Origin of the sequence: Secundilactobacillus malefermentans DSM 5705 = KCTC 3548 (genome assembly GCF_001436395.1) — a bacterium.
GTDB classification, from domain to species: Bacteria; Bacillota; Bacilli; order Lactobacillales; family Lactobacillaceae; genus Secundilactobacillus; species Secundilactobacillus malefermentans.
In genome coordinates this window covers 1-15488 of record NZ_AZGJ01000045.1, presented here as the reverse complement: position 1 = coordinate 15488, position 15488 = coordinate 1, and the positions used below count along the sequence as shown (strand labels likewise).

At 38.5% G+C, this 15488-nt stretch carries 15 protein-coding genes and 1 other annotated feature; of the genes, 5 read left to right on the top strand and 10 right to left on the bottom strand.

The annotated features are described in order from the left end of the window. The 8 genes from greA to FD44_RS07990 form a co-directional block, all read right to left on the bottom strand. On the bottom strand, positions 1–487 hold a 487-nt coding region (greA, locus tag FD44_RS08025; RefSeq protein ID WP_082618780.1), incomplete at its 3' end, for a transcription elongation factor GreA. Between the two features lie 67 nt (positions 488–554). Beyond that, positions 555–1232, bottom strand: a complete 678-nt coding sequence (udk, locus tag FD44_RS08020; RefSeq protein ID WP_010619936.1) for a uridine kinase — start codon at positions 1230–1232, stop codon at positions 555–557. A 15-nt stretch (positions 1233–1247) separates the two neighbouring features. Next, on the bottom strand, positions 1248–2381 hold the full coding sequence (gene mltG, locus FD44_RS08015; RefSeq protein ID WP_010619937.1) for an endolytic transglycosylase MltG: 1134 nt from the start codon (positions 2379–2381) through the stop codon (positions 1248–1250). Between the two features lie 135 nt (positions 2382–2516). Further along, the gene (gene pheT, locus FD44_RS08010) at positions 2517–4925 is read right to left on the bottom strand and encodes a phenylalanine--tRNA ligase subunit beta (RefSeq protein ID WP_010619938.1); all 2409 of its coding nucleotides are present in this window, start codon (positions 4923–4925) and stop codon (positions 2517–2519) included. Positions 4926–4932: 7 nt separating this feature from the next. Next, on the bottom strand, positions 4933–5979 hold the full coding sequence (gene pheS, locus FD44_RS08005; RefSeq protein WP_029327552.1) for a phenylalanine--tRNA ligase subunit alpha: 1047 nt from the start codon (positions 5977–5979) through the stop codon (positions 4933–4935). A gap of 49 nt (positions 5980–6028) precedes the next feature. Continuing rightward, positions 6029–6242: a binding site (T-box leader), on the bottom strand. A 14-nt stretch (positions 6243–6256) separates the two neighbouring features. Further along, on the bottom strand, positions 6257–6637 hold the full coding sequence (locus FD44_RS08000) for a winged helix-turn-helix transcriptional regulator (RefSeq protein ID WP_010619940.1): 381 nt from the start codon (positions 6635–6637) through the stop codon (positions 6257–6259). Positions 6638–6661: 24 nt separating this feature from the next. After that, positions 6662–7156: an HD domain-containing protein gene (locus FD44_RS07995; RefSeq protein ID WP_010619941.1), complete on the bottom strand. Its 495-nt coding sequence runs from the start codon at positions 7154–7156 to the stop codon at positions 6662–6664. Between the two features lie 121 nt (positions 7157–7277). Next, complete coding sequence (locus tag FD44_RS07990) at positions 7278–8039, bottom strand: TrmH family RNA methyltransferase (protein WP_010619942.1); 762 nt, start codon at positions 8037–8039, stop codon at positions 7278–7280. A 99-nt stretch (positions 8040–8138) separates the two neighbouring features. Here FD44_RS07990 and FD44_RS07985 point away from each other — a divergent pair, with 99 nt between their 5' ends. Together FD44_RS07985 and yidC are read left to right on the top strand one after the other, a co-directional pair. Then, a complete protein-coding gene (locus tag FD44_RS07985; RefSeq protein ID WP_010619943.1) occupies positions 8139–8411 on the top strand; it encodes an acylphosphatase in 273 nt (90 codons plus the stop codon). A 74-nt stretch (positions 8412–8485) separates the two neighbouring features. Then, a complete protein-coding gene (gene yidC, locus FD44_RS07980) occupies positions 8486–9415 on the top strand; it encodes a membrane protein insertase YidC (RefSeq protein ID WP_010619944.1) in 930 nt (309 codons plus the stop codon). 55 nt (positions 9416–9470) lie between these two features. Here yidC and FD44_RS07975 read toward each other — a convergent pair whose 3' ends face one another. Next, positions 9471–11105 (bottom strand): HAMP domain-containing sensor histidine kinase, encoded by a 1635-nt coding sequence (locus tag FD44_RS07975; protein WP_133278302.1) that lies wholly within the window; start codon positions 11103–11105, stop codon positions 9471–9473. After that, complete coding sequence (locus tag FD44_RS07970; protein ID WP_010619946.1) at positions 11105–11791, bottom strand: response regulator transcription factor; 687 nt, start codon at positions 11789–11791, stop codon at positions 11105–11107. Before FD44_RS07970 ends, FD44_RS07975 begins: the two co-directional genes overlap by 1 nt. Positions 11792–12052: 261 nt before the next feature. Here FD44_RS07970 and adhP point away from each other — a divergent pair, with 261 nt between their 5' ends. From adhP to FD44_RS07955, 3 genes are all read left to right on the top strand, one after another. Continuing rightward, positions 12053–13072, top strand: a complete 1020-nt coding sequence (gene adhP / locus FD44_RS07965; RefSeq protein ID WP_010619947.1) for an alcohol dehydrogenase AdhP — start codon at positions 12053–12055, stop codon at positions 13070–13072. Positions 13073–13367: 295 nt separating this feature from the next. Further along, positions 13368–14051 carry an EAL domain-containing protein gene (locus FD44_RS07960; RefSeq protein ID WP_010619948.1) on the top strand — a complete coding sequence of 228 codons (684 nt, stop codon included), beginning with the start codon at positions 13368–13370 and terminating at the stop codon, positions 14049–14051. A gap of 45 nt (positions 14052–14096) precedes the next feature. Next, a complete protein-coding gene (locus tag FD44_RS07955) occupies positions 14097–15458 on the top strand; it encodes an FAD-dependent oxidoreductase (protein WP_010619949.1) in 1362 nt (453 codons plus the stop codon). The last annotated feature ends 30 nt before the right edge of the window (positions 15459–15488 follow it).

Genomic DNA, 15488 nt, shown 5'->3' with positions numbered 1-15488 from the left:
ACAGGATTTGACAGAGAGCCTTAATAATTTGAACCTTCATGTCCCCGCCAGGAGTTTCAATTGATACTTCGTCATTAATTTTATGATTTAGTAACGCTTTTGCAATTGGCGACTCATTTGAAATTTTTCCAGACATTGGATCAGCCTCAGCTGCACCAACAATCGTATATTCCTCAGGTTCTTCGTCCGGTAGCTCTTTGAAAGTAACCTTCTTACCAATCGTAACTTCATCTTGAGCAGTGTTTTCGTTATCAATTACTTCTGCATACTGCAATTGATGTTCAATTGAACTGATCTGACTTTCTAACATACTTTGTTCATCTTTTGCAGATTCATATTCTGAATTTTCTGATAAATCACCATATGATCGCGCAATTTTAATTCGGTCAATCACCTGAGGTCGTTTATTCATCTTCATATCTTCAAGTTGCTTTTGAAGCTTTTCTTTACCTTCGGCGGTCATTGGATAACTTTTTTGATTTTCCAATCTTTTAACACCCTTTCTCTGAATATATTTTAGAACACATTAGCATGTAATGGCTGCATAAGCAAGACTAAATAGTCGTATCTTGATTATTGAAAATTTTATCGTTCCCATTTGCAATCAAAATAGAGCGAATTTTAGTTGTCAACAAATCAATGGCAACCTGATTTTCGCCACCCTCAGGAACAATGATGTCTGCATAACGCTTAGTCGGTTCTACAAACTGGTGATACATAGGTTTAACGGTCGCTAAATATTGTTGAATAACGGAGTCCAAAGTCCGTCCCCGTTCTTTAACGTCACGTTCAATTCGACGAATGATCCGAATATCATCATCTGTATCAACGAACACTTTAATATCCATCAAGTCTCTGAGTCGTTCATCTTCGAGAATTAAAATACCTTCCAAAATAATAACGTCCATTGGTTCCTGATGTATTGTTTTTTTGCTTCTCGTGAACTGTTCATAATCATATACTGGTTTTTCAATTGGTTCGTGTCGCCGTAATTTCTCCAACTGATCGGCTAACAGTTTAGTGTCAAAGGCAAGTGGATGATCATAATTAACCGCTTTTCTTTCAGCCATCGACATGTTTGTTTGATCATTATAATAAGAGTCTTGCTGAAGGATCATAAGTGAATGACCAGCAAGTTGATTAAAAATTGCTCGGCTGACACTGGTTTTTCCGCTGCCAGATCCACCAGTTACACCAATTACTACGGGTTGCTTATGTTTATCTGTCCCCATCAAAAATGCCTCACTTTATTCATTCGCTTTTGCTAATTTATTAACGTATTTTAAATGTTGTGCATAGGTACTTGAAAAGTAAATTTTTCCAGTTTGGGTATTCGCTACAAAATACAAGTAATCCTTGCTTCTATCAAGTGGATATAAGACCGCTTTTACTGAATCCAAACTTGGACTTGAGAAAGGTCCAGGTCCGTAACCTGTATGCAAATATAAATTATAAGGTGACTTTGTCTTTAAATCAGAATTTGTAACGTTCTTTTTATGGGTCTTCATCGCATAGAGTACCGAAATATCAGACTGGATTGGCATTTTGACATCAAGCCGATTTAAAAAGACCCCTGCGATTGTACGTCTGGCACTACCTGATCCACCTTCATTTTCAGTTAGTGATGCGAGCGTCATTAATTCTTGAACCGACATGTTTGTACTCTTTATTTTCTTATAGTACGGTTTTAAAACAGTATCAGTCTGACTAACCATTTGTGTCACAACTGATTTTAAAGATTCTTTTTTTCTAACCGTATATGTTGCAGGCGCTAGATAGCCCTCTAATCGATAACGAACTTTCTTAGCAGCCATGGCTGATTTTAATAACGTAGGATACTGCTTTGCCAAAGAAGAAATAAAAGTTTGGTCCTTCATCAAACTAAGAAACTCTTTTTTCGAATATTTCGTTCGATTAGCAATCATATCCCCGATTTGATCAATTCCGTCACCCTCTCGAATGAGGACCTTACCATATTGATTCTTTTGTGAAACGCTAGACCCTCCCTTTTGCAATTTCTTTGCAATTTGAGACAGGGTCATAGAGGGTTTCAACTCATAGTATCCGGCTCTAAAATTAGAATAATTGTGAGACTGAACGTAATAGTTAAAAACGGTTCCAGATTTCACGATTTCTTTATCTTGAAGAACTGACGCAATTTTCTTGTTTGATGCGCCCATTGGAATATTTACTTCGATAACTTTGCTGCTATCGGCATCCAACGGTTTTAATGATGTTCGTACGTAGTGATATCCCAGTAATCCCATGACTAAAACGAGAAAAATTAGGACTGATACCACCCCGATGATGATCTTTTTTCCAAATGATGTCCCTTTTTTACTCGGATCCAATTTTGGATTTGGCGTTTGATTATTATCCAAAAAGGTACCTCCGTTCATGAATATAATGGTTTTATTATAACCGATTTAAATCCTGAATGCATTACTCGTCCTTAATAATCCAAATAATATAAACATAACTTAATAAGCAAAAGAACCCGCTTTGAACGGGTTCCTTTATCGAATTTCGACATTAAATTCTTTTTGGAGAGAAACTTCCACTTTTTCGAAAGCTTTATTAACGGTGTCATCAGTCAATGTAGCCTCTTTATCCAAGAATGTTAATGAGTAAGCTAATGAACGCTTACCGCTTGGAACGTGACTGCCTGAGTAGACGTCAAACAATTTAACGCTATTCAAAAACGCACCGCCACGCTTTTGAATTAAATCGACAATTTGTTGATGGGTAATTTCTTCGTCAACCAGAATTGCGATATCTCTTGAAATCGCTGGATACTTGGAAATAATATCATATTGTTGATCGCTCTTCGGCATATCAATAAGCGCCTGAAGATTTATTTCGAAAACGTAGGTTGGCTTAATCTTAAATTTCTTAGCAATTTGCGGATGAACTTGTCCCATAAAACCAACTTCATGTCCGTGAACACTAATTGATGCAGCTCGGCCAGGGTGAAGATCTGAATACTTAGTAGTCGCTTCAAAATCAATCTCACCATTCAGCCCCAACGACTGAATGTATTCTACAACAATCCCCTTCACTTCATAAAAATCAGTTTCAGTATGATGCTGATTCCACGCTTCAGAATGTAACGAGCCACTAATTGCACCAGCAATATGCTCTTCTTCATCCGGTCTAACCTGATTTTCAGTTCGGTAAAAAACTCGTCCTTGTTCATATAGGGTAACGTCTTCAACTTTTCGAGCGTTATTGTATGCAATATCCTTGAGGAGTCCGCTAATTAAATTCATTCTGATTGTTGTATGATCCACAGTCATCGGCCAGTCAAGTTTTGTAGGCAAACTAGCCTTCATTGAAAATAACTTTGCTTCTTCATCATTTAATAATGCATATGAAATGGCCTGAGAAAGTCCTAGCCCTTCCATGGTACTTCTCGAATTTCGTATAATTCGTTGTTTAGGTGTCAATGTCCCAATCGTCATGCGACCAGTTGGTAACGTAGAAGGAATATTGTCATATCCATAAATTCTAGCAACTTCTTCGATAAGATCAGCTTCAATGTGAATATCCCAGCGACGTGATGGAACTGAAACGGTAAATTCGTCATCGTTCATTTCAACCCCAAAGTTGAGCCGCTCAAATATATGCGTCACTTCAGTCGAAGTTAATTCAGTGCCTAACACATGATTAATCCTGGTTAAGGTAATTTTGACCACCACATCAGCAATCTTCTCATCATTTGCAATTACCATCCCTTGATCAACATCACCCTGCGCTAATTCATGAATCATTTGTGCAGCGGCATCTAAGGCTTCTTCAACGCCTCCGTGATTGACACCACGTTCAAAATGTTGAGATGCATCAGTGTGTAGGTTATGCCTTTGCGCAGTCTTACGAATGATAGTTGAATTAAATACAGCTGATTCAAGCGCAACAGTAGTTGTTCCATCCTCAATCTCAGAATTTAGTCCGCCCATTACACCAGCTAACCCAATCGGTTGTTTCTCATCCGCAATCACAATGTCTTGAGGATCTAGTTGATGGGTTTCTCCATCCAAAGTAGTCAACGTTTCATTTTCTTTAGCAAATCGAGCTTCAACTTTACGACCACTCACCTTGCCAAAATCAAATGCATGCATCGGTTGACCATACTTCATAAGGATGTAATTTGTTACGTCTACAACATTATTAATCGGTCGGATACCAGCATTCCACAGCTTAATTTGTAACCATAGTGGGCTGGGACCAACCTTTACATTGTTTACGAGTCGCATTTTATAAATTGGAGCCGCTTCTTTATCGGCAGCAACGGTTAATTCATCGCCTATTGCTGTTTTTCCTTCGATTAGGTTAGGATGGTCAAGATTTTCTTTCAAGTTATACATTGCTGCAACGTCGTGAACCGTTCCATAAACGCTGAGCATATCTCCACGATTTGGCGTAACGTCTAAATCAATTAGAGAATCGTTCATGCCAAGATAATCATAAATTTCATCACCATTTTTGGCATCGTTTGGCAGTACATAAATGCCATCTGCCCATTCCTTTGGCACGACACTCTTACTAAATCCAATTTCCTCTAATGAACAAATCATTCCGTTTGAAACGATTCCGCGCATTTTTGATCGCTTAATCTTGACGTTTCCACCAATTCTAGAACCTGGCAAAGCCACGATAACTTTTTGACCAACGGCAACGTTCGGGGCACCACAAACAATTTGAAGGAGCTCTTCTTCACCGACATTTACCTGGCAAACGTTTAAATGGTCAGATTCAGGATGGGGTTCCATTGAATCAATATGACCAACGACTAATTTTTTTAACCCATCACTTGGAACAGTCACGCTATCAACTTCAACTGATGATCGCTCAATCTTTTCAGCTAATTCGGTAGCCGGTACATCTATATCTAAATATTCTTTTAACCAGTTATACGAGATTTTCATTTATAAACTACCCTTTCATTGAAAATTGATTTAAGAAGCGTTCATCATCTAAGTAGAAGTTTCGGATGTCATCTACTCCATACTTCAACATTGCAAATCGATCAGGACCCAATCCAAAGGCAAATCCGCCATAAATATCAGAATCTACCCCCGCCATTTTCAGAACATTTGGATGAACCATTCCGGCTCCTAGAACTTCAATCCAGCCGGTATGTTTGCAAACTGCACATCCTTTTCCGCCACAGTTGAAACAGGTAATATCTGCTTCAACAGATGGTTCAGTAAATGGGAAATAACTTGGTCGGAGTCGAACATCAAAACGATCGCCAAATAGTTCATGAGCAACAAGTTCTAGCGTTCCCTTTAAATCAGCCATTGTAACGTGCTTATCAATCACTAATCCTTCAACCTGATGAAATTGATGTGAATGAGTAGGATCGTCGGTGTCACGACGATAAACAACCCCTGGGGAGATCATTTTCAAAGGCCCTTTAGAAAAGTCATGCTTCTCCATGGTTCTTGCCTGCATTGGTGAGGTTTGAGTTCTCATCAATATATCTTTCGTAATATAGAACGTGTCTTGCATATCACGAGCTGGATGATCTTTTGGTAAATTCATCATTTCAAAATTATAACGATCCTCTTCTACTTCGGGACCACTTAATACTTGATAGCCCATTCCAAGAAAAAGATCTTCAATCTGATCAATAATTTGTTGAATCACGTGCGCATTTCCGCGTGCGGCTGGCTTTCCAGGCAGCGTTACATCAATTTTTTCTTTTTCTAATTTTACTGTTAAGAGCTTTTGATCAATTTCTTCTTTGCGAGCATCAATGGCTTCTTGTAGCCGATCCCGCACTTCATTTGCAAAACTTCCCACGACAGGACGTTCTTCGGGGCTTAAATCCTTCATCCCTCTTAAAACCTTTGTAATAGGACCTTTTTTACCTAACAAATGCACCCGTAGTTCATTTAATTCATCTTGCTCAGACGTCGATTTTAAATCCTCAAGACCTTGATTTAATAGCTCTGATAAACGATCTTTCAATGACATTTGATTACCTCCTAATATAATTTTGGGCACAAAAAAACTCCATCCCCCAAAAAGGGACGAAGTATCGCGGTACCACCCTTGTTTACCCAAATAAATGAGTACACTCAGAATACTTAACGGGTATTATCCGGAATATTTTTTGATTATCGCCCAATACTCAGCTCAGGAATGAATTCGGCCCATTGAGATTGATGATTTTTCAGTTAACAATCATCTTCCTGTAATCTCGTCTGAAGTCTACTGCTTTCCCTCAACACTTTTATTATCAATTAATAGTTTAACGATTATTGTCAAATTGGTCAACCACTGTTTCGCCTTTAACTTCATACCATTTTTCCGCCCAATCGTGAATATTAGCCATGGTACTAGCCAAATCTTTTCCTTTTTCAGTTAAAGCATAGTCAATCAATGAAGAATTTAAATGTGTATTTCGCACAATAATTCCTTCATCCTCAAGTTCTTTTAAACGTTCAACTAAAACGCGATCACTGCACTTTGGCACTTTTTCAGCTAATGTTTTAAAACGCTGATTTCCTAAATGCAATAAAACGTCAATAATTAATCCATTCCACTTTTTCCCAAGAATCGCAAAAGTTTTAGCAAACCTTGGACACAACTCAAAATCGACTGGATTTTCATAAGCCATCGTTTCAGACATTAGCTCTAATCCCCTTTGTTTAAATTATTCATTACTTGCTTTTTGTAATCGGTGCTGCCATTTGGTACGCAATGGTGAAAAGAACTCATTTACGGCTTCGTAATCGTCAACGAGAGAAACAATCATACTCTCCTTGTATTTAGGGGTTGCCAAAGTTGCACCCCACATATGCTTCAGAATAATATCTTTTTCCATGGGTGAAAGTTCTGTTATTTTTTCGGCGTTACGTAAAGCAACTCTTGGATGAATGAAGGCATGTGAGCCTAAATTGAATTTAGTCGTCCGCCAGTCGTAATAAAACAAGTCATGTAATAAACCTGCTCTCGCTACCGCTCTCGTATTTAAATTAAGCCGTTTAGCAATTACGTAACTGTCATATGAAACTGATAGTGAATGTTCCAATCGTGTTGAATGGTGATGTTGCGTATAGTTTGCCAATTTTTGGACTGCTGAAGTTTCTAACAAATCTGAAATTAAGTCAACGTATTCACTATCTTGACGCCAAATTTCTTTTTTCATATAACATTCCTTTTCTTTTGTAAGTAATTTATAGTTACACTATACTTTCTTTTTCTAAAAAAGCAAAAGAAAACTCCCTCTTACTTTCATAAAATTCATGCATCTTAACCTTTTCTAAAAATTACTGTAACAATTGAAACATCAGTATTCCGGCAGCGATTGCAACATTTAGTGACTCCGCTTTACCCTTTATAGGAATGTATAGGTTTGCAGTTGTCTTAGTCAATAGATTCTTTGACATCCCATTGCCTTCATTTCCCATAATAAGTGCAAAATCTTTATCGGGTTTTATTTGCTTAAATGACTTTGCATCCGGATTGAGTTCGGTTCCATAAACTGGATAACCCGCCTGCAAAAATGAAGTCATCGCATCAGCTAAACCCATCTCTAGTAGCTGAATATGAAATTGACTCCCCTGCATTGATCGAACAATTTTAGGATTAAATCGGCTGGAAGAACCTGTTCCAAAAATAACACCCGTAAATCCCGCAGCGTCCGCTGTCCGAACCATTGTCCCAATATTTCCAGGATCCTGAACTTGGTCGAGCAGTAGCCAGGCACCTTCTAATTTACTTGGTAAAGCCGTCTTTGACCCATCCATCTCAACGATTGCAAAAACGCCTTGGGGGGTGACGGTGCTTGCTATGTGATTAGCAATTTCTTCTGTAATTAATATTGTCTGAAAGTTTCCGGAAATCTCAACCGTATCAAGTTCACTTTCTGTTACCAGAATGCTTTTGATCGGTTCATTGTTCATTATTGCTTCATGAACAAGATGCCAGCCTTCTAATAGATACGTTCCAGTTTGATGACGTCCCTTTTTTGTCTTTAATTTCGCCCATTCTTTGACTTTTGAATTCTGTTTTGAGGTTATTTTTTCCATTATTCAATACCGCCTTTAATTTCATTGACTATTCTACCATATTAAAAGACGTGAACGAGGCCTATTCGTGGTAAAATACACGACGAAAGGGTGAATCTTGTGAAGGCATATCAAATTACAGTTTATGGGCGAGTTCAGGGCGTCGGTTTTCGATGGTCTACTGTTCGATTAGCTGAACAACTCTCAATTGTTGGAACCGTTAAAAATCAGCGGGATGGATCCGTGCAGATTGTTGCGCAAGGAAAGGAAACTGATTTAACTCATTTTCTTCAAACTGTTGAAACTAACTTGACCCCATTTGCAAAAGTGGCCAACCTAACAAAAATGGCCGTTCCGGTTAAAAACTGGAACAATTTTCGTATAATTGATTAATTGATTGAAAAAGAATCATTATTAAAGTAGTATTTATCCTGTTATTATCTTTTTAAACGAGAGGATTTATTGAAATGAAAAAATTCAAAAGAGCAAGTCTGTTTACTTTGCTCGCAGGTCTCGCCATTTTTCTAAGTGGTTGTGTTAGAACAACTAAAAGTGGTAAGCCTTATGGTTTCATCTACGACTATCTTGCTAAGCCAGGTCAAAATGTCATGGATTGGCTTGCAAACTTCTTCGGGGGCTCGTACGGATGGGCAGTTGTTGCCTTAACGGTCTTAGTTCGAATGGTGCTTTTACCACTCATGATTAGCCAACTGCGTAAGTCAACGATTCAGCAAGAAAAGATGTCAATGATTCGGCCACAAATGACTGAAATTCAAAAACGTCAAAAAGCCGCTAAAACACCTGAGGAACAATCAGCAGCTGGCCAGCAAATGATGGCCCTTTACCGTGACAATGGTATCAGCATTACGGGTGGAATTGGTTGTCTTCCCCTTCTTATCCAAATGCCAGTTTTTGCAGGTTTATATGCGGCTATTCGGTACTCCCCAGAATTATCATCATCTGTTTTCATGGGAATTCCACTTGGTCACTCTTCATTAATTCTTGCCATTTTGGCTGGCTTATCTTACTTAGGTCAAGGTTACCTATCATTACTTGGTATGCCAGAGGATCAAAAGAAACAAATGCGGATGACCCTAATTATTAGTCCCGCAATGATTTTGTTTATCTCAATTAGTGCCCCAGCCGGACTTGGCTTGTACTTCTTCATCGGTGGTATCTTTGCATGTATTCAAACGATAATCATCAATATGTACCGACCAAGAATTCGAAAACAGATTGAGGCAGAAGTTGCTAAACGCCCTGTTAAACCTGTTACAGTGACGGAGACACCGGTTAGTGAATCAACCGATTCTCCTGAAAAGCCTAAAGAAACAACTATTGAACATCATAATAATCGTAACCGTAATGCTGGTAAGCAGCATCACCATCGCGATTAATAACACATCAAAAATGGAGTGCCAGAGGAATTTCCTCTAGCACTCCATTTTTTTATTATTTCTCTTGGTTCTCATCCTCACTAGGATTTGCGCCTAAGTTAGTACTTATTGATGGTTTTGGCGACTTTTTGGCATGCTCTTTGATTGCCTGTTGTTCCAGTTTATGACGCTCTTTATCGTTTAAGATTGGCAATGTAATCCTAAATACGGACCCATGACCCACAGCACTTTCAATTGAAATTTGGCCATGATAGGACTCAACTAGACGTTGCGCAATGGACAGACCCAGTCCATTCCCCCCCTTGTTTCGACTCCTCGCTTTATCCACTCGATAAAATCGGTTAAAGACCCGATCCATATTATCCCGAGAGATTCCCTCACCAAAATCTTGAACAGCAATCTCAACGTTTCGACTACCTAGGGCAAATGACATATGGATTTCTTTGCGATTAACAGAATACTTAACAGCATTATCAAGAAGAATAATAAGGACCTGCTCAAGATGATTCCGATAAATTTGAACATAAGTTTCTCGTTTAACATCATCATCAAGGGTGAACGTAAAATCTGGATGAATCATTTTAAAATCATTAAATACTTGATTAACCAGTTCTTTAACAGCCGTAACCTCGTTTGTATAATTAATTTCTACTTGCTCAGCACGTGATAAATCTAGCATTTCCTTAACGAGACTCTGCATTCTTTGGGTCTCCTGCAGGGACGCTTTTAAGGACTCTGCTAAAACTTCTGGATCATCTTTCCCCCAGCGATTCAAAAGCTCCATATGGCCTTGGATGACCGCAACTGGCGTCCTTAATTCATGAGACACATCTTCAACAAATTGTTGTTGTTGTTCGATGAATCGTTGCATTTGATCCAACATATCATTGAACAAAATTGCTAAATCGGAAAGTTCATCATTACGTTTGAACTTTGGAACTCGTTTTGACGACTGCGGTTCAGCATTGATTTCATTTATGGTCGCGCTGATTTCCTCAATCGGCCGCAACTGAAAGTAGGCTAAAATGTAACTTAGTATTGCGGAGGCAAAAACTGCAATCAATCCAAGGACTAGTAAAATGATTGCTAGTTGGCGACTGGTTGAGTGATAGTTAGTCAGCTCATTAGTCACTTGGACGTAGCCAATAATCTTTTTGGTTTTATGTGATCGAATCGGTGCATCGCCCACATAGCCATTAAATTTTCCGGATTTTTCACGTCTAACTGTTTTTTTGCTAACTCTGTCAAAATCAATCGCATTTGACCGAGAAGCAAAAATTTGTGCGCCACTCTTATCGTAAACACTAACCGCTGTACTATCGCGTGATAAGCTCACAAAAATTGAATTATTGTAGATGTTATGCAGTCGGTTACTCGTCATTGGATTTTTACCAACTTCATTACCAGTCACTTCTGGTCTTAAAATTGGCGTCACAGATTTGATGTTTAACTCGCTTTGAAAACTACTAAGACGATTTTCAACAACTTGAATTGTATCGTTAACATGGGCGCGCTCTTCTTTGATTAAGACAGAAGTAAAACTGTCAAATATTAAAACAGCAAATACAGCAAAAATGACCAGCACACCAAAAGCAGTCCCTAACGCCCATTTCCACTTTAATGAAAACCTACGTCGACTCCTATTAGTGTGTGGCCCATTTTCACGAAGTTCTAATTCCTCACGGCTTATCAAGATCTAATCACATACCCGGTACCACGAACGGTTTGAATGTAGCTCTTCTCGCCAATTCGATCGATTTTATTTCGTAGATAACGAATGTAAACATCAACCACGTTCGTTTCTACTTCTGACTCATATCCCCAAACTTTATTAAGCAGAACATCTCTTGCGAGAACAACGTTAATATTCTCCATTAAGATTAGTAAAAGTTCATATTCGCGTTTAGTTAAGTTAATAACTTCTTCCCCACGACGAACAACTCGATTTTCTTTTTCAATAGTCAAATCTTTATACGTCACGGTCGTTTGTTTGAAGCTCTGGTTCTTACCTTCAATATTAATTCGACGTAATAAAGCCCGAATTCTGGCAAGCAACTCCTCAATAGCAAAAGGTTTAACAATGTAGTCGTCAGCGCCATGATCAAATCCAGAAACCCGGTCAATCACAGAATCACGCGCTGTCATCATGATAATAGGGGTACTTTTTTCTTCCCTAACCCGACGAGCAACTTCAATACCATTTAATTCTGGCAACATTAAATCTAATAGAATGACATCGAAGTCTTGGGCTAAAGCAGCATCCAAACCAGTTCGTCCGTTCAAACAAACCTCAGTTTCATACCCCTCATGCTTAAGTTCAAGCTCCACAAAACGGGCAAGATTCTTTTCGTCTTCAATAATTAATATGCGACTCATGTGTTCTCAACACCTCTACATTTAAATAAATTCTTAGTAAATTGTTACAATCTAATAATCCATTGATAATTCTAACATATAGTTCGTCCTTTTGCTTAGAAATCAACGTTTTTATGGCAATATATTTTATCTTTTAAGAAAGTTATTTAAGAGAAAAGTTAAGAAATTTTAAAGTTGTGTAAAAATTCACTTGTAAAGTTTGTGATTTAATATACAATTTGCATGTAAACAAAAAAATAAATTTCAAAGGAAGTATAAATAATGAAAGCAGCAGTTGTACGCGATCCAGTTGATGGTTATGTCGATATTAAAGAGGTTACTTTACGCCCTATCCACTCAGGAGAAGCCTTAGTTGACGTCGAATATTGTGGTCTTTGTCACACAGATTTACACGTTGCCGCTGGTGACTTTGGTAAAGTTCCTGGCAGAATTATTGGCCATGAAGGTGTTGGTCGGGTTTCTCAAATTGCCGATGACGTTACAAACTTAAAAATCGGAGATCGCGTTTCTATTGCTTGGTTCTTTAAGGGTTGTGGCCATTGCGAATATTGTTTAAGTGGTCGCGAAACACTTTGCCGCAATGTACAAAATTCTGGATTTACCGTTGATGGCGCTATGGCTCAACAAGTTATTGTAGATGCTAACTATGCCGTGAAGGTGCCAGACGAGTTGGATCCAGTTGAGGCCACTTCCCTCACTTGTGCCGGTGTGACCATGTATAAAGCACTAAAAATTGGCGAAACGAAGCCTGGTCAATGGGTTGAAGTCGTTGGTGCCGGTGGTTTAGGTAACTTAGCAATTCAATATGCCTCACACGTATTTGGTGCCCATGTGGTTGCCGTCGATGGTAACCCAGATAAGCTTGCTGCTGCTAAGGCAAATGGTGCCGAAATTCTGATTAACCGTCATGACTCAAACGTTGCCGAAGAAATTCAGAGACAAGTTGGTGGTGTTCACAACGCCCAGGTTACTGCCGTTACGTCTGATGCATTTACACAATCAGTAAATGCCTTACGTCCAGATGGCCGTCTTGTTGCTGTGGCGCTACCACAAGGAAATATGGAACTTAACATTGCTAAGACTGTCCTTGATGGCATCCAAGTTGCAGGATCACTTGTTGGAACTCGTCAAGATTTAGCAGAAGCATTTCAATTTGGTGCTGAAGGCAAGGTTCACCCTATCGTTAAGACTCGTCGTTTGAGTGAAATTAATGATATTATCGATGAAATGAAGTCCAACAAAATTGTTGGACGAATGGTTGTTGACTTCACCAAAGAGTAATAGCTAACAATTATTAAATCTTCAAAGTACTTTTCTTAAGATAGATGATTTATTAAGGAAAGTACTTTCTTTATTTTAACTTAGACTGAAAAATGTCATGAAAGAATCTCAAAATCATTGTATTTTACAAAAATATCTGCTACTATTTAGTTATACAAAACAGAAGAAAAGCTCAGTCCTCACGGTTAGTTAATATAACTGTTTGGAACACGACCCGTCCTTGAGAAAGTCAAGCGACGGGTTTTTTCTATCTTACTTACGACCATCATTTGTCACAGAAATAGGAGAGATCGCCATGTATAAATACTTTGTTCAACCAATCATAAATAAATTTAATCAGTCAGTCATCGGTTATGAATTACTTCTTAAAAAGCTCACTGAGCAAGGATGGCGCCCACCGCACAGTTTTGCAGACGTACCTGCAGAAATTGTTGCCGGCAAGTTAGTTGAAGCGGCTAGCGAACTTTCATTGAAGGTTAGCTCCTTATCTGTCAATTTAAACCGTGCTCAAATTTTAAACGACCAGGTTGTGGATGCCCTAATTAAAGCACAAAAAATTATTCGCCCTACTCGTATTCAAGTAGAGTTAACAGAAGATTCTACTGATCAAACTATTTTGACAAAAGATATTTCCGAAGTTTTGAAAAAATTTGTCGCTTCTGGAATTGAAGTTTCTCTTGACGATGTCGATTCTGGTAGTAATACAGAACAACAAGTTCAAGCATTAATTCCACTTGCAAGTGAAATTAAATTTGCGCTTCAGAATTTTGATAAGTCAGTTTACCACCCTGACATGCAACAACGAGTTATCTTTTGGCGCGATTTTGCAAAGGAACACAAAGTGCGTTTCGTTTTGGAAGGTATTGAAGATAAACAAATCGACAAATTCATTGATACATTCAATGTGGATGTCCGTCAGGGTTATTTCTACGAAAAACCACATCTTGTGGCAACGGACGCAAAACAAAAGTTAGGCTAAAATAAATGTATCAAAAATTCATAATCAATTTTGGAGGGTCAAATTTTGAAAGTCATCGTAATTGGTTGTACACACGCTGGGATGACCGCAGTTAAAGAAGCGTTAAAAGTACACCCAGAAACCGACATTACTGTTTATGAAAGAAATACGAATGTTTCATTTTTATCCTGTGGTATTTCCCTCTATCTATCAAATGAAGTAAACAGCCTCGAGACAATGCTATCTGAAACACCTGAACATCTTACAGAACTGGGTGCGAATGTAAAAATTGGCCATGATGTCTTAAAAATTGATACCAAAAATAAAACAATTATTGTTGAAAATTTGGAAACTCAAGAGCAATTTACCGACCATTACGATAAACTTGTTATGGCGACTGGATCAAGCGCCTCTGTCCCAACTGTCAAAGGTGTTGATAGTTTCCGGGTTCAAGTATGCAAAACGTACGAACAAGCTCAAACCATTAAACAGTATTCAAAGAATAATCACCACATTGCAATTATTGGCGGTGGCTACTCCGGCGTTGAAATGGCAGAGGCATATGCCCATACGAATCACCAAGTCACCTTAATTCAAGATGGTCCACAATTATTATGTAATTATATTGATTTGGAAACGTCCGATTTGATTGTCGCTTCGCTGCGTTCCCATGGAATTGATGTCCGTCTTAACACACGCGTCAATGCCTTTGAACCGACTGAAGATGGTAAACAAGTCAATATTCTAACTCAGAATGACAATATGCTAGCAGATTTTGTTGTTGCTTGTACTGGATTCGAACCAAACACCGAGCTACTGTTTAATCAGGTTAAGTTGGATCGCAATGGTGCCCTTTCAACTAACGAGTGGCAAGAAACTTCAGATCCTGATATTTTAGCTGCTGGTGACGTTTGCTCTACATATGTTAACCCAGCCAAGCAAAAGGAATATTATTCACTCGCAACGAATGCTATTCGGCAAGGATATGCGGTGGGTCATAATCTATTTGGTCATCAGTATCGCAACACAGGAACTCAAGCAACAACCGCGTTACGGTTCTTTAATCATACTTTGGCAACGTCTGGGCTTACCTTATCACATGCCCTCAAATGTGGTTACGACGCAGACAGCGTAACTTATCATGGCCTTCATCGACCATATTTCATGCCCACCAATGGGAAAATAGATATTAAATTGGTTTATGATGTAAGTACTCGTAAAATTCTAGGTGCCCAATTCTTTGGCGACTTTGATTTAACTCAGTCTGCAAACACAATTTCGGTTTGTATTCAAAATGAAAACACTATCGATGATTTAGCTTTTATCGACATGCTTTTCAATCCTCATTATGATCAACCATTTAACTATTTGAATCTCGTTGCACAATTAGCAATTGAAAAAGAGACTCCTATTTCCACACAAAAATAAGTATAAGAAAAGTGGCTGGGACAAAACTGA